The sequence below is a fragment of the Acinetobacter sp. ACNIH2 genome, from assembly GCF_002934965.1.
In the GTDB taxonomy this organism is placed as follows: Bacteria; Pseudomonadota; Gammaproteobacteria; order Pseudomonadales; family Moraxellaceae; genus Acinetobacter; species Acinetobacter tandoii.
Genome location: NZ_CP026412.1, coordinates 3,184,314 through 3,203,864 on the forward strand (window position 1 = coordinate 3,184,314; position 19,551 = coordinate 3,203,864).

General features: G+C 38.8%; 16 protein-coding genes. 12 read left to right on the forward strand and 4 right to left on the reverse strand.

Going from position 1 to position 19,551, the window contains the following annotated elements:
* Positions 1-103 precede the first annotated feature (103 nt).
* From C3F34_RS15165 to C3F34_RS15180, 4 genes are read left to right on the forward strand one after another with little or no spacing between them, the layout of a single operon-like run.
* Positions 104-574, forward strand: a complete 471-nt coding sequence (locus C3F34_RS15165; RefSeq protein ID WP_044740387.1) for a spore coat U domain-containing protein — start codon at positions 104-106, stop codon at positions 572-574.
* A gap of 33 nt (positions 575-607) precedes the next feature.
* Positions 608-1,333: a molecular chaperone gene (locus tag C3F34_RS15170; RefSeq protein ID WP_044740388.1), complete on the forward strand. Its 726-nt coding sequence runs from the start codon at positions 608-610 to the stop codon at positions 1,331-1,333.
* Positions 1,334-1,339: 6 nt separating this feature from the next.
* Entirely contained in the window at positions 1,340-3,718 is a 2,379-nt protein-coding gene (locus C3F34_RS15175) for a fimbria/pilus outer membrane usher protein (protein WP_104442019.1), read from the forward strand.
* A complete protein-coding gene (locus C3F34_RS15180) occupies positions 3,709-4,722 on the forward strand; it encodes a spore coat U domain-containing protein (protein ID WP_104442020.1) in 1,014 nt (337 codons plus the stop codon). The genes C3F34_RS15175 and C3F34_RS15180 overlap by 10 nt, the downstream gene beginning before the upstream one ends.
* On the opposite strand, the gene C3F34_RS15185 is transcribed toward C3F34_RS15180, so the two are convergent.
* Entirely contained in the window at positions 4,719-5,198 is a 480-nt protein-coding gene (locus tag C3F34_RS15185) for a spore coat U domain-containing protein (protein WP_104442021.1), read from the reverse strand. The genes C3F34_RS15180 and C3F34_RS15185 overlap by 4 nt on opposite strands.
* A 259-nt stretch (positions 5,199-5,457) precedes the next feature.
* Between C3F34_RS15185 and C3F34_RS15190 the strand changes: the two genes are divergently transcribed.
* From C3F34_RS15190 to C3F34_RS15210, 5 genes are all read left to right on the forward strand, one after another.
* Complete coding sequence (locus C3F34_RS15190; protein WP_104442366.1) at positions 5,458-6,201, forward strand: HesA/MoeB/ThiF family protein; 744 nt, start codon at positions 5,458-5,460, stop codon at positions 6,199-6,201.
* Positions 6,202-6,249: 48 nt separating this feature from the next.
* Positions 6,250-7,548, forward strand: coding sequence for an ABC1 kinase family protein (locus C3F34_RS15195; RefSeq protein ID WP_044740467.1), 1,299 nt, complete (start codon positions 6,250-6,252; stop codon positions 7,546-7,548).
* Positions 7,549-7,631: 83 nt separating this feature from the next.
* On the forward strand, positions 7,632-8,012 hold the full coding sequence (gene folB / locus C3F34_RS15200) for a dihydroneopterin aldolase (protein ID WP_104442022.1): 381 nt from the start codon (positions 7,632-7,634) through the stop codon (positions 8,010-8,012).
* Positions 7,969-8,418, forward strand: coding sequence for a 2-amino-4-hydroxy-6-hydroxymethyldihydropteridine diphosphokinase (locus C3F34_RS15205; protein ID WP_104442023.1), 450 nt, complete (start codon positions 7,969-7,971; stop codon positions 8,416-8,418). The genes folB and C3F34_RS15205 overlap by 44 nt, the downstream gene beginning before the upstream one ends.
* Before the next feature lie 65 nt (positions 8,419-8,483).
* Positions 8,484-9,008, forward strand: a complete 525-nt coding sequence (locus C3F34_RS15210) for a hypothetical protein (RefSeq protein WP_104442024.1) — start codon at positions 8,484-8,486, stop codon at positions 9,006-9,008.
* Between the two features lie 68 nt (positions 9,009-9,076).
* On the opposite strand, the gene coq7 is transcribed toward C3F34_RS15210, so the two are convergent.
* Both coq7 and C3F34_RS15220 read right to left on the reverse strand, forming a co-directional pair.
* Complete coding sequence (gene coq7, locus C3F34_RS15215) at positions 9,077-9,712, reverse strand: 2-polyprenyl-3-methyl-6-methoxy-1,4-benzoquinone monooxygenase (protein ID WP_104442025.1); 636 nt, start codon at positions 9,710-9,712, stop codon at positions 9,077-9,079.
* Between the two features lie 4 nt (positions 9,713-9,716).
* The gene (locus C3F34_RS15220; protein ID WP_104442026.1) at positions 9,717-11,036 is read right to left on the reverse strand and encodes an MFS transporter; all 1,320 of its coding nucleotides are present in this window, start codon (positions 11,034-11,036) and stop codon (positions 9,717-9,719) included.
* 201 nt (positions 11,037-11,237) lie between these two features.
* Between C3F34_RS15220 and C3F34_RS15225 the strand changes: the two genes are divergently transcribed.
* Positions 11,238-14,006, forward strand: coding sequence for an autotransporter assembly complex protein TamA (locus C3F34_RS15225; protein ID WP_104442027.1), 2,769 nt, complete (start codon positions 11,238-11,240; stop codon positions 14,004-14,006).
* Positions 14,007-14,038: 32 nt separating this feature from the next.
* Positions 14,039-18,559 (forward strand): translocation/assembly module TamB domain-containing protein, encoded by a 4,521-nt coding sequence (locus tag C3F34_RS15230; RefSeq protein WP_104442028.1) that lies wholly within the window; start codon positions 14,039-14,041, stop codon positions 18,557-18,559.
* A 174-nt stretch (positions 18,560-18,733) separates the two neighbouring features.
* On the opposite strand, the gene C3F34_RS15235 is transcribed toward C3F34_RS15230, so the two are convergent.
* A complete protein-coding gene (locus C3F34_RS15235) occupies positions 18,734-18,970 on the reverse strand; it encodes a hypothetical protein (protein ID WP_016166373.1) in 237 nt (78 codons plus the stop codon).
* A gap of 187 nt (positions 18,971-19,157) precedes the next feature.
* Between C3F34_RS15235 and C3F34_RS15240 the strand changes: the two genes are divergently transcribed.
* Complete coding sequence (locus tag C3F34_RS15240) at positions 19,158-19,550, forward strand: sugar 3,4-ketoisomerase (RefSeq protein ID WP_104442029.1); 393 nt, start codon at positions 19,158-19,160, stop codon at positions 19,548-19,550.
* The last annotated feature ends 1 nt before the right edge of the window (position 19,551 follow it).

Sequence of the window (19,551 nt, forward strand, 5' to 3'; positions counted from 1 at the left end):
TGTGATTAAAATTTGTAAAAAGCCTTTACAGACAATAAATGAACGATATAATGCCAAACATTCTTGTGTAACTGTGTCATAAGTCACTTTTTTGGGGTTGTTTATGAAAAAAATCATTCTTTCTTCAGTTATTGCTACTTTTGCATTTTCTTCTATTGCTGCACATGCTGCAGGAACGGATACAACTCAGTTTCAAGTAAAGATTACGGTTAATGAATCTTGTAAATTTACCTCTAAAGATGATGTGGTATTTGCTGCTGTTGATCGCTCAAGCAGTACGGATAGTACTGCTACGGGTCAATTGAATGTGACTTGTACATTAAATACACCTTATAAAATTGCCTTAGCTGGTACAGGTGCAATGCAGAATACAAATACTGGATCAACCAGTAAAGTTCCGTACAAATTGTATCAAGATGCAGCACGTAAAACAGAATGGGATGCAATCAATTTATTAGGTAAAACAGGTAGTGGTAAAGACCAAGCAATTCCTGTCTATGCTAAATTGGCAGGCGATACGAACGTTGAAGCGGGTAACTATGTAGATACAGTGGTTGCGACAGTAACTTACTAAGTTTGAAGTAGAATAAATAGAGTGACGCAATATATGAACAAATTTATTCCAAGTATTTGTGCAGCTATTGTTTCACTTTGTTCATTCAATCTTTCGGCTGCGAGTTTGCAAGTTTCACCTATTTCAGTGACATTTTCCACCGGTGAAAAAGCCAAAGAGATTTGGTTAACGAACACTAGTGATCAACCGATTCGTGCACAAACACGAGTGCTCAGTTGGACGCAAGAAGCAGGCAAAGATCAACTGAATGCTTCAAGAGATTTGGTCGCCAGTCCTTCAATAACTGAAATAAAAGCAGGTGACCGTCAATTGATTCGTGTATTAAGCATGAATGTGCAGAATACAGTGCAAGAGCAGACTTATCGATTATTGATTGATGAACTTCCGAACTCAAGTCATGGTAATCAACAAACTGGGTTGCAGCTTCTATTACAATATTCTATTCCTGTATTTGTTCAACCGACGGAAATAATACCATCTAAAAGTGGCTTAACCTCACTTGATAAAGTCATCTTTAATTATAATAATCAAAAGCTTAGTGTCCAGAATAATGGTAAAAGCCATATTCGCTTAAGTGAATTAAGTTATATCAACCCAAATGGTGAAAAAGTACCGTTAATTCAGGGGTTAGTAGGATATGTTCTGAATGGTCAAACCATGCAGTGGGATATTCCATCTCATGCACAAATGCAGCCTAACGGGAAGTTTGAAGCGCGAATAAATGCCGATGGTTTAGCTCAGACATTACCTATTCCATAATTGGTGATGAACAAGTTTGTTTACCGTTGTGCTCTATGTCAAGCTCTGTTATGCACATCTTCATTACATGCACAAGTCACTCTGGCAAATGAGATGATTCACCCTAGTTCTGATGTTGTTGATCAGCAAGAACTGTATTTAAGTGTGGTATTGAATCAGGCATCTAGTCCAGTCTATGGGCATTTTATTCAGACACCACAAGATTTATTAATTTCTCGAGAAACACTACAAGAATTACAGTTAAGCATTCACGCTGTGGATGCCTTAGGTTACACAGGTTTCGTTGCTTTATCCCAAATTAAAGGGCTTAGTTATCAATATAATTCAGCAGAGCAGAACATTGAACTCACTGTACCTGTTGAAGTTTTAAAAGCACGTACCACTTTGGGCTACGAGCAAATTCCGCCTGCCAAAGTTAATCCTGCACAGATTAAGCCAGGTCTATTGTTTAATTATGATCTTTATTCTCAAGTTACAGACGATGTCTGGTCTTTAAGTGGATGGAATGAATTGCGGTTATTTGGTATAGGGACAGGGAATACATTCAGTATTTCTGCCAATCATGCTTATACAAAAACCAAAACGACGAATGAGCTTTCAAGCCAAATTTTAGATACCTATTGGCAAAAAGATTTTGCTGATCAAGCAATTACTTTGACAGTCGGTGATAGTCAATCCCGTGCTTTAGAGTGGACGCGTTCAACACGTATTTCGGGAATCAAAATAGCTAAAAATTTCAGTTTACAACCTTATCAAGTCACATCACCACTGGAGTCCTTTAAAGGTTCAGTGCTTGTACCTTCGACAGTTGATTTATTAATTAATGGTATACAACAAAGTACCAGTGATGTACTTCCTGGGCAATTCGATATACAAGCATCACCCTCTATTACTGGGGCAGGTAATGCACAGCTTCTCATAACCGATTTAAATGGTCAGCAGCGAGTTGTAAATTTCTCATTATTTGGTACTTCACAATTATTGCAAAAAGGTTTGACTGATTGGGAGGTTAATCTGGGGGTCCATAAGCTCGATTATGCAGTTAAATCATTTAGTTATTCAGATGATCCTGTAGTAAATGCAACATTAAGGCATGGTTTAAGTAATAATACGACTATTGAGAGTCATGCTGAATATTCACGTGATGTCGCTTTGGCAGGATTTGGTGTCATCCACCGTTTGCCAAATACTTGGGGCCTAATCAATGGGGCTTATAGCTATAGCGATCTCAATCAAAACTTAGGGCAATCTTATGCTGTAGGTTATGAGTGGAACAATCCTTATGTGAGTTTTTCTCTACAACATCAAAAAAGTGATGGTGATTTTGGTGATTTAGCTAGTGCTCTAGGTTATGGTTATATTAAGCAGTCTGACCATGTTTTCTTAGGTGTAAATACAGATTATGGTCAATTTGGTGGAAGTTATGTGGCACAAAAAAATCAGAATTCTGAAAATGAATATTTGGTTTTTAACTGGTCTTACTACTTTCCTTCAAAGAAATATTTAACTTTAAATATGACTCGAAATTTAAATGAGAAAGAAGACACCTTCTTTCTCTCTTTAAATATACCTTTAGATCGTCAGGTCAATGCGACCTTAAATGCCCAGCAGGATACAGACCGAAATAAGTTTGCTGCCAATATTCGTAAAACAGCAATACAGAATGAAGATGATTGGGGTTGGCAAACAAATCTTGAGTTTAGTGATAACAACAACTATAGCGTACAAGGGCAGATTCAACGTGAAACGCAGACGGGTGAATGGGATGTCGGTTTACAAAGCGCTAAAACTCATTCGGAAGACTATACTACAGTGGTCGGTTCTGCCCGAGGCAGTTTGGTGATGATGGAAAAGTCAGTGTTCCCAATGAGACAATCGCTTAACTCTTTTGCTGTGGTTTCGACCGAAGGGGTTTCTGACATTCCAGTTCGCTTAGAAAATCGAGTGGTTGGTAAAACTAATCGAAAGGGTTTAATGCTCATCGATACATTAAATCCCTATCAACATAATGATATTTCGATTGATACCTTAGACTTGCCATTGGAATATAAAATTGAAACTACACGTATAGATGCAGTGCCATATAACGCTAGCGGTGTGGTGATTCAATTTCCAATTTATAAAATGCGTGCAATTCAATTGAGCGTAACAGATCCGCAAGGTATTCCAATGAAAATGGGTAGTCGTGTTTGGGTACAAGATACTTTGCCGAATTTGGAGTCAACAGAACACACGATTGTGGGACGTGACGGAATGATCTATCTCGAAAATCCATCATCGCAACAACTTTATGTTGAGCAAGATGGACAGGTATGTAATGTGGTTCTACCAGATTTTAGTCAACAATACGGCTTTCTGGATATGGGGAGCGTACAATGTCAGTAAGTCTTTTCTCTCAAAAAACAATAATTCGAGCCTTGAGTTTATATAGCCTATTTGCAGTCATTATCATTTTTAGTACAACTTTGTTGAGCTCTTCTGCATATGCCGCTACGGGAAGCTGTTGGCTGTCAGGTCCAGCCTTAAATTTTGGTTCCGTTTCGAGTAACGGTAAAAGTAATTACACCAACTGGCAAGTAACGTGTAATCAATATGGCCATAAACAAACGGTGAATGTTGCATTGTGCCCATATGCAACAGCAGGTGGATTGGGTTTACTCAATAGCAGACGTTTGATGGTTAATTACTCCACTTGGCCACAGAGTTATTTATCTTATGACCTGTTTTATGATGCTGCTTTAACGAAACGTATTGATACTAAAGCTGATTTATCAACGCTACAGTGTATTTATAAAACCATATCAGTCAATCAAAATACCAAAGTATTCGATTTGCCTTTATATGGACGAGTATATTCGGGTCAAAATGTCACCGCAGGTAGTTTTAGAAATAATAATGATGTTGCGGTCACCTTATTGTACGGCTTTAGCGAAGAGAAACAGCCAACTACAGAAGATGTGATGGCAAAACAATCTTCAAATCAAACATCAAATAGCCTAAGCGTAACTGCCAACTATGAAAATAGTTGCAACCTTATGGCAGCCTCAGACTTAAACTTTGGTCATATTGATGATTTATCTAAAGGGGTTATGAGTAGTACGACTGTCAGTTTATCTTGCCCACTCAATACAACATGGAAGGTAGGGTTGGATCAAGGGCTGAATTATGATGGTAAAACTCGCCGTATGCGAAATGGTGCAGACTACATTGCCTATGATCTTTACCAAGATGTGAGTTATAAGCAGTCTTGGAATAGTATGAATACTTCACAGGGAACAGGGACGAATGGGACGCAAACAATTCAAATTTATGGCAAAGTTCCACCTAGTGCCTTGAGTGTTCCGCCAGGAGATTATCAAGATACCATCACGGTCACATTAACTTATTAGTAGGTAATCACAGCAGTGACTTTATCGCTATAAACCCCAGCAGGTACATCTGTATCGGAGTGATTTATTGTGCCCCATACTGGTACGGTTTGTGTTCTACCTGTACCTATATTGCGATAAGCATTTTGAGCTTCAGCTCCCCAAAGGGTAGTTCTATTGGCATCTTGATAAAGGTTGTAAGGAATACTGACATTATTGACTTCTGTGGAAGTCATCTTTCGTTGACTTTGTAGAGCGATATTATAAGGTGTACCTTGTGTACAAGTTACAGCAAGGTGTGTACTTTGCATATTGGGGTTCGAGGCACGACTGACTGTACCAAAATCTAAGTCTGTTCCATTCCCTGTTGTGACATTACACATCTCTTTAATGGTGATGCTGACATTAAATGAAGTTGAGTCTTGTTGCGCAGCATAAATATAAACAGATGCTGCTGCTAGAGTACAGACGAAAAAAGCAGAATAATATAATTTCATAACGTGCGGTTTTTTTACATTTATACGTTTTATTTCAGCATACCTGAAATAAATAACTTCGTCCGAAATTAGACGTGGTAACTGTTCATATTTTAACTTAATAATGCTGAATTAGTGCACTAAGTCACTTATTAAGTGTAATAAAATTTAGTCGGCAACGCCAAGTTATCCATTATAATTGACCAGCAGTCATAACCCCTTCAACGGAAGAACAGTGAATTTAGTACCTGAGAATGATCTGGAATTAACAGACGAAGAAATGCATTTGTATAGCCGACAAATTTTGTTAGAAGGTTGGGATTTAGACGCACAAGAAAAACTAAAATTAGCGAATGTTCTGATTGTAGGATGTGGGGGAATTGGCTGTACAGTTGCAGAGTTATTAGCACGAGCAGGGGTTGGTAAAATAACCCTAATTGATGCAGACCATATTGAGATCAGTAATTTACAGCGACAAATTGCATTTACTCAACCGGACATTGGTTTTTATAAATCAGAAATTCTAGCAAAGCGCTTAATTCAAATAAATCCATATATTCGGGTTGAACATCATGTCGCCAAACTTGATGAAACCAATGCCATATCATTGGTCAGCGAGCAAGATTTAGTGCTTGATGGTTGCGATAATTTCACCACACGATATTTGGTCAACCAAACTTGTAAACAGTTGAATGTCGCCTTGATTAGTGCATCAGCCATTGGTTTTCAAGGGCAATTATTCATGGTTGAAGGGGATTCAGCTTGTTATAACTGCATATTCCCTAAAGAACAGCATAGTAATGAAGGTCTACGCTGTGCCGATTCGGGGGTGCTTTCGACCACGCCGAATGTGATGGCCAGTTTGCAAGCGCATCATGCTTTATTGTACTTAGGTTTGAACCGTATGCCATTACTTCAGAAACTGTTGCTTTGGGATGGTTTAACTATGAAACAGCGAATCTTGGCATTTGAGAGAGACCAAAATTGTTCAGACTGTCAGGCAAGATCGACCTTAGAGTCTTAATTTTTTGTTAAACTCACGACTATGAATTTTTAACCACATTTAAATATGATGAAAAATAATATCTGGCTCGATGGACTGCGTTCCGTTGCCCGTATGGGGGAAACCGCAGTTGTTGCGGCAAAGGCTGGCTTTAAATATGCAACTGAAAAGCCAAGTAATGCCAAATTAATGCGCGAAACTTTTGAAGATTTAGGTTCGACCTATATTAAGCTTGGGCAATTTATTGCAAGTACACCATCGTTATTTCCTCGTGAGTTTGTAGAGGAATTTCAAGGTTGCTTAGATCAGACGCCATCTTTACCGTTTAGCTATGTTCAACAGGTTTTAGCCTCTGAATTTGCTGGTCGAAATTTAGATGAAATCTTTGCTTCAATTGAGGAAAAGCCGCTGGCATCTGCTTCAATTGCACAAGTACATGCTGCAAAGTTGGTTACGGGTGAAGATGTCGTACTCAAAGTTCAAAAACCAGGTGTAGAAACAATTCTCTATACCGATTTGAATGTCTTGCACTGGGCCACCAAAATTTTGGAAAAAGCAGTACCCAAAGTGAAATTTGCTTCATTGGCAGACATTGTCGATGAAATTAAAACCCGTATGGTTCGTGAAGTTGATTTTATTGAAGAAGCCCAAAATATTGATGATTTTGTCAATTATTTGAATGTGACGAATAATAAAGCCGCAACTGCACCCAAAGTTTATCATCAGTTTTCAACCCGTCGCGTGTTGACGATGCAACGTTTATTTGGTGTACCTCTGACTGATTTTGAAGTGGTAAAAAAATACTCTAAAGATCCATCGCAAGTTCTGATTACAGCAATGAATACTTGGTTTGGTAGTCTAATGATGTGTAATAGCTTCCATGCAGACTTGCATGCAGGCAATTTAATGCTACTCGAAGATGGACGTATTGGTTTTATCGACTTTGGTATTGTGGGGCAGTTGAAACCTGAAGTTTGGACCGCTTGTATGGCATTTATGGATGCATTGCAACGGACAGACTATAAGCTCATGGCAGAGAATATGCTCAAAATGGGGATGACTGATGTCGCTATTGATACTCAGGTTTTAGCTGCAGATTTGGAACGACTCTTTAGTGGTGTTTTGTTGGCAGATCCTCAAGAAATTTTGAGTTCTAACCCAGCGGACTTAAATGACATTATGATGGACATGGTTGCTGTTGGTGAGCGTCATGGTATCCGCTTCCCGCGTGATTTTGCCTTATTGTTCAAACAAATGCTGTATTTTGATCGATTTATGCGCGTCCTAGCACCTTATACCGATATTTATGCAGACCAACGTTTGCAAATGGTGCAAACTATCGATCCAAGTTTGATGTTGAAAAATTAATATTCAAATTTCGATTATCTATTCATGGCTAAAAGGCAGAGCCACTAAGCCATGAATAGTTTGAGATTTAAGGATCATGTTTTATGGATGCGATAGTCATTGAAGGCTTAAAGGTGAATACCGTGGTAGGTTGCTTTAATTGGGAGCGACAGATCATTCAACCTTTAATGTTAGATTTGATGATTCATACCAATTTAGAGGTAGCAGCCAGTTCGGATGAACTTGAAGACACATTAAATTATGCTGAAATTTGTAGCATTTCTGCAGAAGTGATCCAAAAAGCTCAGCCTAAATTAATTGAACATGCTGCAAAATTGGTACTTAATGCGCTTTTTTCTACCTATCCTGCGATAGAATCGATTAAAATTACGATTCGTAAGCCTGCCATTATTGCAGAAGCCAATTCTGTAGGAATTCGTATTGAACGCCACCGAAACGATTTACGCCTTAGCACTGGCGAGTAATCTTAATTCCCAACACAATTTTCGTTATGCCTATCACCAGATATGTGGGCTTGGTGTGGTTGAGTTTTCTAAAATTTATGTGATTCCATGCCGTGATGGTGTAGGGGCAGACTATTGGAATGCAGCTTGCCTATTACATTCAAAATTAACCCCTGAGCAAATTATTGCACAATTAAAGCAATGGGAAGCAGATACAGGTCGTGTTCGTCCATCTCATCAAATCTCATTGGATGTTGATCTGATTGCATGGGGAATGTCATTAGAGCAGATGCAATTTAACCCTAAAAAAATGCCTTTAGCACTCGATGTGAAAATTCCGATGGCGGATGTTTGGTCACATCCAAGTTTTGAGGATTCAAAACATGAGTTCCCTACAATTAAATGTCTAGAAGTTATTAACATATAAAAACGAGGCTGTTTCATTGACTATTTTAAAATGAACATTGAATCAGCTGTAAGAGATTTGCTGTTATGAAAATTCATCTTTTTCTGTGTACACTGCTGAGTGGTCTAGTCGTGGGATGTAGCTCAAATACTCCTATGGAAAATACACAAACGACACCACCAATTTCAACAACGGATTTGGCTGGTGATGAAACGATGTTGCATGCACTCAAACAAGCCGTCTATTTGTCTCTTCAGGAACAGTCTTTATATCAGTATGCATTCTATGATTTGAATCAAGATGGTATTCAAGATGCGATTGTGATGTTGAAAGGTACAAATTGGTGTGGCTCAGGCGGATGTACAGTATTGGTTTATCAGGGCATGAGTCGTGATAAATTTCAGCCCCACAGTAAAATGACCGTAGCTGATGTACCCATTGTGGCTTTAAATAGTAAGACGCAAGGTTGGTCAGATTTGTCGGTTTATTCACGTGGTTCGGGACAAGTCATTCTAAAATTTAATGATCGAAGTTATCCAGCTAACCCTTCACTAGAACCTAAATATACAGGTAACCTGCAACAAAGTGGAAACAGGGTTCTAATTCAATAACGAAATTTGAAAATGTAAAAAGCAGTGTCATTTGGCACTGCTTTTTACTGCAAAATATATTGAGTTAGTTAAATAAAATAACTGGTTTTAGTCATGAGTTTTGAAATGGCGGTCATGGTCATGCGAACAGGCATAGGCAAATCTACACCACCAGCATTGAGCGCTGTATCACGATGATGCAGCTCATCTTCATTCATTTGTTCTAAAATTTTACGTGAACGGTTATCTTGAGCAGGCAGTTGACTAATATGATGTTGTAAATGCAGACTGACTTGGCGTTCAGTTTCAGCCACAAAACCTAGACTGTATTTGTCACCTGCAATACCAGCGAGTGCCCCCATACCAAAAGACAAGCTATACCAGATAGGATTGAGTAAACTAGTGTGGCTATCGAGCTCTTTTAAGCGGTCTTCACACCATGCTAAATGATCTTGCTCTTCAAGAGCCGCCTTTTCCATTTCACGGCGGACATTCGGTAGTTTAGCCGTGAGAGCTTGCCCGTGATATAACGCTTGAGCACATACTTCACCACTATGGTTGACACGCATGAGTCCTGCCACATGACGTGCTTCACTTACAGCCAATTGCGTTTCTTCTGGAACAGCAGGATTTTCTCGCTGAGCTGCTGTCGTCCCTGGCACGAGACTGCGAAGTGCTTGGTCAAAAGAGTTAATGAGCTTATCAATGCCCGTATAGTGACGCATAGGGTTAATCCTCTAAAGAGACTTGAGCTGTGTTGACTAGTGGTTTTAAACGAACCAATAGCCAAACGCTAAATATTGCACTAAGTACAGCGGTAATACAGAACAGTATTTTAATATCAATTTTTAAAATACTTAAAATGATAATAGAAAAAATAGCCGAGCTGACCATAAACACCGCATTTAATATGTTGTTTGCAGCAACAACACGTGCACGATGTGATCGAGGTGAATACGCTTGCATCATGGCATACAGTGGAACAATGTAAAAACCGCCACTAATTCCAAGTAGAGTAACCGCCAACATGACATGGTAATAACTCCAACCTTGCTGGAATACATCGGCAAGATGTAGGAGTTCCCCTGTGCGTACGGGAACAAAAGCGAGACTGGCAGCCAAATATAAGGCAAATACCGTTAAGCCAATGGCACCAATTGGAACCATTTTTAAATTAACTTCTGTGCCACCAATTCTGCGACATAACAATGAACCAATCCCGATTCCTACAGAGAAAAAGGTCAATAGAAGACTGACGACATTTTCAGATGCATGTAAATTTTGCTGCGTTAGTTGTGGGATTTGAGTTAAATAGGTTGCTCCGTAAAACCAATACCAAGAGTTCCCCAATAGCACTAAATAAATGAGCGGAATGCTCTTTGCATACTTTAATGTTTGAAAACTGGTTCTGAAAAAGTTCCAATCAATTTCTAAATCAGGTGTGGTGACATTTTGCTTAAGAATAAAACGGCTAGAGAGGTAACCCAGAATCGCAATCGTAACGATCGTCAAGCTAATCCAGAGTAAATTACCATCTGAAGCAGAAATAACAGCACCGCCCAAAATCATACCAATTAAGATAGCCATTGAAGTACCCGATTGAAATAAGGCATTCCCCGACATCAATTCATTTGGTTTTAATATTTCGGGCAAGATTGCATATTTAATAGGGCCAAAAAAGGTAGAGTGCGTGCCCATCAGGAACAGCGCGAGTAGCAATAGCCATAAATGTCCAAGCAAAAAACCTGCACTACCAATCAACATAATAATGATTTCAAGAATTTTAATACCACGCACCAAGCGCGCACGTTCATATTTGTCAGCAATTTGTCCCGCTGTTGCTGAAAAAATGAAGTAAGGCAGAATAAACAATAGTGCTGCAAGGTTATTGAGTGTACTTACACTGGCACTTTGCTGATTAATCCATCCATAGGTAATCACCAACAACAAGGCTTGTTTATAAACATTGTCGTTTAATGCGCCTAAAAACTGAGTCATAAACATCGGTAAAAAACGACGAGTGCTTAAAAGATGTTCTTTTTTTTCCATGACAATGTGAACTTCATAAAGTTTTATTAAGAAATGTGAGCATCTGGTAAAATAGCCATGAAAATCATGTATGATATTTTAATCCTATGCTGTGGTGAAAAAATCAATAAAATTGAGTTCTTTAGCCAGTATAAATTTTAAACTTTTCATTACAAATACGAAGGGCTGTTGATTAGACCCATCATGAGTTTAGAGTATTCTATGCTTGTAAAAACCAATTTTAAAAAGTCGACTTTAACCCTAAGTATGAACTCTATCTTGGAGTTGAATCATACCAATAAAAGTTTGTGTTTGAGCGCTTTTTTAATGTTTTTTGCCCAACATGGCTTCGCTCAAGAGATGAGTGTGGTACAACCTAAAAATGCAGCCACATCCCATATTGAGCAAGCGGCTAAAGATGAGCTGAATGCACAAATTCAAGCAGAAGCACAGACGCAGAATTTAAGCCAAGCGGAGCAACTAGAAAAAGTTGAAAACTATCAAAATAAGGATTCAGTACCTGATAGTTATGTAATGCTCCAAGATCAAATCCAACATAATGGTCAAATCGATGCTTTTAAGCCAATTGCCTTTGAAGATTTAGAAGAGCTGCCTGAAACACCCGTCGATCAGGGTATGGCTAATGAAATTTATACAGTAGCGAACGAAGCAAAGGCTGAGGCAGAAAGATATCGTGCAGGTCAGACTCAAGAAGTCGTAATACGTAATCCGACTCCGCAGGAACTGACCGAAATTAATCAGGCGCCAGTAAATGTCGACCAATTAATGAATCGTATTCAGGCGGACAGCCAAATTGTCGTAGAGGCAAATGAGTCGGGTAAAACATTGCCAGAATTAGGCTTAGTCACGGAACCTGCAGTAGAAGAAAAGGGCTTTTTAAAACGTTGGTATTATAAATTTAGGCCGTCTAAAAATGAGCTGACTTCGACGAAAGTGCCGCGGATTAAAGCTGAAATTGTCATAGTGGATGCAAAAAATACTAATCCAGATTTGCCTGAAAAAGAGTATCAACAAGCACTTTTAAATTTAAAAAATAACGTGGGTGCGAAACTGTCTAGCTTTACGCAGGAATCTTATGGTGATTTTAATGCAGCTTTACCTCAGTTAAGAGGTTTAGCCAATTTAGCTGCTCAGGCCGTAGGATTTTATCATGCTGAATTTCAGTTCCACAAAACCAGCGAAAGTCGTGTCAAAGTTAGCATTAAACCGAATATGCCCGTTTTGGTTAATAGTCAGAACATTGAATTTAGTGGTGGCGGTGCCAATAGTCCGCAGTTCCAAGTCATTAGCGTGTTACCAGACTTAGATATTGGAGATGTATTCAATCACGGGCAGTATGAAAATACAAAAAAACGGATTGTCGATGCTTCTACAAACAACGGTTATTTTGACGCCTATTGGCGTTTGCATGATGTGAAAGTTGCTCAGCCTCAAGACTTGGCTGACATTAATTTGCGGTTTGAAACGGGTGAACGTTATAAGCTTGCTGACGTAGAATTTCGCATGAGTGATCCCGCTAAACCATTCCCGCTGGATATGGATATCTTAAAGATGATGGTGCCATGGGAGGATGGTGCGGATTATGCATTGTGGCGTGTGAATACTTTAGCAAACAATTTAACCAATTCACGCTATTTTAACTATACTTTGGTTGATGCGGTACGTCCTGACCCCGTTGAGTTGCCTTTAGAGCTTCCACCAGATTTGCAAGCCTTAGTTGACCAAGAAAAAATTGCAAGTAGCGATTTGCAAGTTCAAGACCAAAAAGACGTAAATTCTGCGAAGGAAGTAACGCAATCTGTGGTCAACGAAGATCAATTTGCTGGTGCAAATGATAAGGAACTTGGTCCTGATATTAAACAGCAGAGAGCCGCTCAAGAATCTCGTTTAGAAGAAGATGAACGACTGAAAATACAAGCACGTGATGAGAAAAAAGTACCAGTAATTGTTACTTTAAATGCAGACCGTTTAAATAATGCTGAAGTTGGTTTAGGCTGGGGTTCGGATACAGGTGCAAGATTAAGAACGACTTATCGTCGAGCTATTGTGAACTCAAGAGGTCACTCATTTGATGCGAACTTAGAGTTATCGCAGATTCGACAAGCGGTGGATACCCGCTATAACATTCCATATAACCATCCATTAAACGATTATATTAGTTTAGTCGGAGGATATGAGCGTGAAGAGCGAGATGGTGTTGCTCAGGGGAATAGTTTAACCATCGAATCTGCGGTTGTCGGGGCGGACCGTATTATCAAGCGTTCCGTGGGCAATTGGCAGCATACATTTGGTTTGCGTTATCGATTAGACCGTCTAAGCCAAAATGGGGTAATTGATGAAAGTGATATTCCTGATGCATTTTTAGCGAGCTCGGATACGGAGCAACAATCGTTGCTGGTAGGTTATGAAGCTTCACGTGTAGATTCAGATAAACGTGTAAATCCAACAAAAGGCTTTCGACAAATTTATAAAGTAGAAGTCGGAAGTGAGGCACTTTTATCTGATGCAAATATGGCAATATTAAATGCAGGCTGGCGATTCATTTATTCCTTGGGTGAAAATAATGACCACCAGTTTATAGGCCGTAGTGACTTGGGCTATATCGTGACTGAAGACTTTAATAAAATTCCTTATAATCTTCGGTATTTTGCGGGTGGAGATCAATCTATTCGTGGTTTTGACTATAAGAGTTTAACGCCAGAAGTGGATGGTTATAAAATTGGGGGGCAAGCTTTAGCAGTTGGTTCACTCGAATATAACTATCAATTTAAAGACGGATGGCGTGCAGCATTATTTAGTGACTTTGGTAATGCGTATGATAAAAACTTTAGTAATGATACAGAATATAGCGTTGGTCTAGGCATTCGCTGGGCATCTCCTATTGGGCCTTTACGCATAGATGTTGCATCGGGTATTTCGGATGAAGATCATCCAATTCGCGTGCATTTCTTTATTGGTTCACCACTTTAAAATTTAAACTTAATTTTATACTTGAGAAGGTTATGGCTGAAGTAGAACAGCAAAAACAAGAATTGCCCGAATCACCACTGCCTAAAAAGCGTCGTGTTATGAGGAGTGTCCTTTTAACGCTACTCCTTTTGGTAATTTTGCTTGTATCTGCTTTTGCCATCATGTTTTCGACCGACAAAGGAAGTAAGTTTCTCCTGAATCGCGTGTTGGAACGGCAACATATTATTCATTATGAATATGAAGGTGGTAATCTTTTAAAAGGTATTGTTTTAAAAAATATTTTGGTGACCTTGTCTGCGGTAGATGTGAAGATTGATCGTGCCGAAGTGACTTTAGGGTGGAGGGCTTTGGTTCATAAAGAAGTTCATTTATATAGTGCCGATGTCCGTAATTTGCAGGTCATCACCAAAACGGCACCCAGTAATGAGCCTTTTCAGTTTAAAGAAATTAAATTGCCATTTACCCTTCGTTTAGATCATGCAGATGTTGATCATTTATTGATTAAAACACATGCAGCATCAGTGAACTTTAAGGATATTCAATTAAATGATGCATTATGGTCTAACACCAAATTAGAGTTTGAAGACTCTAGTGCGGATATGGGCTATGTAGCCATTAAAAATGCGACTGGAAATATGGATTTTCAGGGTAAATATCCATTACATGCAAAAGCAATAGTGAATATTCCAGCGTTAAATCATAGTCTAAATGTTCGTGATATTCAGGTTGTTGCGAAAGGAAGTTTGGATACGGTTACAGCTGGATTTGCGACTAACACACCTGATTTGCTGTCTGGTTGGGGGGTTGTACATCCCGTTCGTAGTCATGTTCCTATGTTTGGACAATTAAAGTTCGAAAATTATCACTGGCCATTACTGACCGATCAAAAATTATTTACCCAAGCAGGTGTTCTTCGTTATCAAGGGGATATACAACGCCTCAATCTCGGATTATCGTCTGATTTAACAGGAAAAAACTTTCCAAAAGGCAAATATACTGCTGCGATGCACACGGACTTGGTACATCAACTGAACATTGACCAGTTTAATGGTCAAGTGATGAATGGAACAGTTGATGCCAAGGGGCTGGTCAGTTGGGAAAAGCATGTACATTGGGATGTACAGGGACGTTTAAATAAAATTAACCCAAAAGATAAGTTGATTCCGCAAGTAGTTAAAGATTTCTTACCGCCAAGCCTTGATGCCAAAATTGCGTCGACAGGTCGTTTAGAAAAAGGGTTACATCTGACAGGTTTGGTTGATTTTGATCAATATGAAACTTGGAATTTAAAATTAAATCAGAATGAAGCGAAACCGAAACAGCATCAACCAATGTTACTTGACGTTGCGTGGAGAAATATTGATCGTGCGATGCCTTATATTGGGTGGCTAAAGAGTGATTCAGGCGATGTTCAGCTTCGCTTAATTGAAGGTCAGCAAAATGTGGTGGTTTCTTCGGTGATTAGTCAGCATGAATCTGCCTTACTTCCAGCAGGTCAATATAAGGCGCAACTCAATATTAAGCAAAATATATTAAAAGTGCCAAGTTTTAGTTATGTTGCCAATAAAGGGAGTTTAAGTGGGCAGGCGAATGTCATTTTGCCTACAGAGAAAACGCAATTAAAATGGGATGCTAAGCTTAAGGCTCAAGATTTCAACCCACAAACTGTTGTTACTGCTGCACCAGTCGATTTAGTTAATGGTCAAATACAGGCGAGCGGATATGCAAAACCGAATCAACATATTATTGAGCTTAAAGGAATTAACCTGATTGGGCATTTACCACAACAGGCTCAACAAGAAACAGTACAACTCACAGGTAAAAGTACAGTAGCTGTACTTTTTCATGATGCTAAAGTAGGTGGTGGCTTTAAAAGCTTTGCAGTAAATTACGATGGTGCATTAAAATCGAGCAAAATCCAAGAAAGTAGCGGACTGTTAAAAGTTAAAATTTCTGGTACACCTCAGCTACTTAAAATCGATCAACTTCAACATGATGGTATTGCTGGTAAAATTCTTGCACAAGGTAAAGTCGATTTAAGCAAGGGGATAGGTTGGAATATCAATGCTTCATTGGTCCGCTTTAAACCACAGTATTTCGTCTCTACGGTTCGTGGTGAAATATCAGGTATTGTTCAAACAGAAGGCTTTTGGTCTGATGCACTCAAACGTATCAATATTCAGAAGTTGAATGTAGCAGGCTATATTAATAATAAGCCTGTACGTGGTACAGGTAATTTGGCTTTGGTTTTAAATAACACGCAAAAAGGTTTTTTACCACAGCACTTTGAAGCCAATAATTTGTATATGTCTTATGCAAATAACCAAATTCAAGCCACAGGCAATGCGCAAAATTTAAGACTTAAAATTAATGCACCTGCATTATACGAACTGTATGGCGGCTTAAGAGGTAGAGCTTACGGTTATCTTAATATACAGTCGCAACCGCGTTTACAGGCAACAGCAAATCTTGCAGTTGATGATTTTAGAGTGGGTAATATTCTGAGTATGCAAAAATTGCGCGTACAAGGTCAGTTACCAACTTCTGAAATTACACCAACATTGCTTAAAGCTGAAATGACAAATTTACGAAGTGGCAATAGAGAAATCCAACATGGTGTAGTTTCACTTGCAGGAACGAGAAAAGCACATGTATTAAAGGTCCAAGGCAATAACCGATTTAGTAATTTTTATGTACAGCTTGCTGGTGGGTTTAATGGTAATAACTCATGGTTAGGTCAGATTCAAAAGGGTGACTTTGACTCGGTTCGCGTACGTTTGGTACAACGTCAGAATGCTTCGGTGGTGTTCAATCAAAATACGACAGAATTATTTGTAGGAGCACATTGTTGGGCAAGTCAGCAAAGTGAGTTGTGTTTCGATCAACCCATTCGAATTAGTAAAGCCAAAGGTAATATTTCTTTTCTTACTAAGAACCTTGACTTAAATGACTTTGCTGCATTTATGCCAGAAGGTTTAGCAATTACAGGAAAGGCTAATGGTTATGCGAAAGCAGCTTGGGCACAGGGTAGTAAACCTAAAATCGATGCGCGAATGGTATCGCGTCAAGGCATTATAGGGATTGCTGCTGAGGATCCTCAAGATACGGCATCTTCATTGAGATATGATGAAATTTCGGTGAATGCAAAAAGTGTTACACAAGGCTTGCAGCTTCGTTTAGATGTAAAAGCTCCAGAAATTGGTACGGGTTATACCAATGTAATTATTGATCCTTTCAAACCGAATAAACCTATACAAGGTGAGATTGCGTTTAATGAAGTGCAATTGAAAGTCTTCAAGCCATTTATAAAAGATATACGTACATTAAGTGGAACGCTTTCTTTTGCGGGGAAAGTGGGTGGTGAACTTATGGCACCACGCTTAACGGGTGAAATGCGTTTGAAAGATGGCGTAATCAGTATGATTTCGCTACCAGTTAATTTGACTAATGTACAAGTCTACTCTTCCATTCGTGATGACCATGCCATTATTAATGGAGCATTTAACAGTGGTCAGGGGGTTGGTTTACTTACAGGAAATGTAGACTGGAAAAATGAGCCACGTATTCAATTACATTTAAAAGGCGATAATCTATTAATTCGCCAAGCTCCACTGATCACTGCACTTGTTACACCTGATTTTAGTCTGGATGTTATGCCTTTTCAGAAAAAATTAGTATTAAAAGGTGAGGTTGACGTACCACGTGCTTTAATTTCGATGCCTGAATCTTCTGCCCCAGTGGTAGATGTCTCTTCTGATGTTCGAATTGTACAAGAAGGTCAAGATCAGTTGGCAATTTTAAAGTCAGCACGTCCTTGGGATATTAAAGCAGATGTGATGATTAATTTAGGCAAACAAGTTGTATTCCAAGGTTTTAATAGTCGGATTCCATTGGCTGGGCGCTTATATTTATCACAACGCGGCCTTGAAACAGCCATGCGTGCGAATGGTGCGATAGGCGTAAGTCAGAAAGTTAAAATCGAGGCCTATGGACAAAGTCTTGATTTAAATCGTGCAATTGCACGTTTCAATGGCCCTTTGTCAAATCCAACTTTGGATGTCGATACCAATAAAATCATACAAGGAACCATCGTTGGAGTACGTGTTACGGGTACCGCAAGTAATCCAAATATTCAAGTTTACAATGATGGTAGTTTGACTGAACAAGAAGCCATGAATGCATTGATTACAGGGCGTATCGATGAGGGTGCAAATAATATTAATCAGACTGAAACATTTAAGTCAGATGTAAATAACACCATCGCTGCAGCAGGAATTAGTATGGGCTTAGGGGGAACACGTGCCTTTACCAATCAATTGGGGCAATCCTTTGGTTTAAGTGGACTAGCATTAGATGCTCAAGGTACGGGGGATGATACTCAAGTGAGTGTAACGGGATATATCACACCAGATCTGTATATTCGTTATGGAGTTGGTGTGTTTACGCCAGTCAACAAATTAACGTTACGCTATCAAATCAATCAAAAATTGTATTTGGAAGCAAGCCAGTCAGTCGATCGTGCTGTAGATTTCTTCTATAACTGGCGTTTCTAAGTCACGGGAATCATATTCTTTTGTAGCATATTGTTTATGATTGTGTTGTTTGGGATTTAACCAGTGTTAAGAAATGCTGATGTAGACTGTTAAGTAATTTCAGATTAAAAATACAAAGGTTTAACTTGTAGATTTAGTCTGAAATGACACTTAACAGGTCTATTGTTATCGTATTTATTGGGAACTATCTCCGCCGTTATGAGTTGGATGTTGAGATCCGGTTGTTGAATGTTCTGCGGTGTTTGTTGGTTTTTGGGCGACTTTGGGTTCGCGGTTAGGCATATAGTCTGGATCGCTTGACATCGCTAAATATAAAAAAGAAAAAAAGATGGTTGTGATAATTCCAACAATAACAATAAATTTCCAACCTAATACGGTTGATTCGGTGTCGTTAGAAGAAGAAGTTTTCATAAAAAGCCCAAATGGGAAAAAGGTTATGTATAACACAAAGCTAGTGCTAGGTGATAACTAGTTGAAAATTAATTTATGCCTTAAATTTGAATTAATGCTAAAATTTTGAACTATTTAGAGTATGTTTTATTAGACAGTAAACAGGTAAATTGTATAATTGGCTACATTATTTAATTATGAATTATATATGAAAAATTTTTCTCGAGCCGTTCAGCTCATTGATTTTAATGTGAAAGGAGATGATAGAGGGTCATTGATTTCACTTGAAAGAAATATAAGCATCCCTTTTGATATTCAACGAGTCTATTACATTTTTGACACGAAGACGGATGTTAAAAGAGGATTTCATGCTCATAGAAACTTAAAACAAGTTTTAGTTTGTGTGAATGGATCGTGTCAAATTTTAATCGACAATGGGAAAGAAAAAACCACCGTATTATTAGACTCACCAAATCAAGGTTTATATTTGGAAGGCTTAATTTGGCGTGAAATGTTCGCTTTTTCAGAGAATTGCGTGCTTATGGTGCTGGCAAGTGAGCTCTACGATGAAAGTGATTATATTCGTAAGGCTCTAGACTAGC

Coding starts and splice junctions, on each gene's coding strand:
- C3F34_RS15165 (WP_044740387.1), top strand. CDS start 104: ATGAAAAAAATCATTCTTTCTTCAGTTATTGCTACTTTTGCATTTTCT.
- C3F34_RS15170 (WP_044740388.1), top strand. CDS start 608: ATGAACAAATTTATTCCAAGTATTTGTGCAGCTATTGTTTCACTTTGT.
- C3F34_RS15175 (WP_104442019.1), top strand. CDS start 1,340: ATGAACAAGTTTGTTTACCGTTGTGCTCTATGTCAAGCTCTGTTATGC.
- C3F34_RS15180 (WP_104442020.1), top strand. CDS start 3,709: ATGTCAGTAAGTCTTTTCTCTCAAAAAACAATAATTCGAGCCTTGAGT.
- C3F34_RS15185 (WP_104442021.1), bottom strand. CDS start 5,198: ATGAAATTATATTATTCTGCTTTTTTCGTCTGTACTCTAGCAGCAGCA.
- C3F34_RS15190 (WP_104442366.1), top strand. CDS start 5,458: ATGCATTTGTATAGCCGACAAATTTTGTTAGAAGGTTGGGATTTAGAC.
- C3F34_RS15195 (WP_044740467.1), top strand. CDS start 6,250: ATGAAAAATAATATCTGGCTCGATGGACTGCGTTCCGTTGCCCGTATG.
- folB (WP_104442022.1), top strand. CDS start 7,632: ATGGATGCGATAGTCATTGAAGGCTTAAAGGTGAATACCGTGGTAGGT.
- C3F34_RS15210 (WP_104442024.1), top strand. CDS start 8,484: ATGAAAATTCATCTTTTTCTGTGTACACTGCTGAGTGGTCTAGTCGTG.
- coq7 (WP_104442025.1), bottom strand. CDS start 9,712: ATGCGTCACTATACGGGCATTGATAAGCTCATTAACTCTTTTGACCAA.
- C3F34_RS15220 (WP_104442026.1), bottom strand. CDS start 11,036: ATGGAAAAAAAAGAACATCTTTTAAGCACTCGTCGTTTTTTACCGATG.
- C3F34_RS15225 (WP_104442027.1), top strand. CDS start 11,238: ATGCTTGTAAAAACCAATTTTAAAAAGTCGACTTTAACCCTAAGTATG.
- C3F34_RS15230 (WP_104442028.1), top strand. CDS start 14,039: ATGGCTGAAGTAGAACAGCAAAAACAAGAATTGCCCGAATCACCACTG.
- C3F34_RS15235 (WP_016166373.1), bottom strand. CDS start 18,970: ATGAAAACTTCTTCTTCTAACGACACCGAATCAACCGTATTAGGTTGG.
- C3F34_RS15240 (WP_104442029.1), top strand. CDS start 19,158: ATGAAAAATTTTTCTCGAGCCGTTCAGCTCATTGATTTTAATGTGAAA.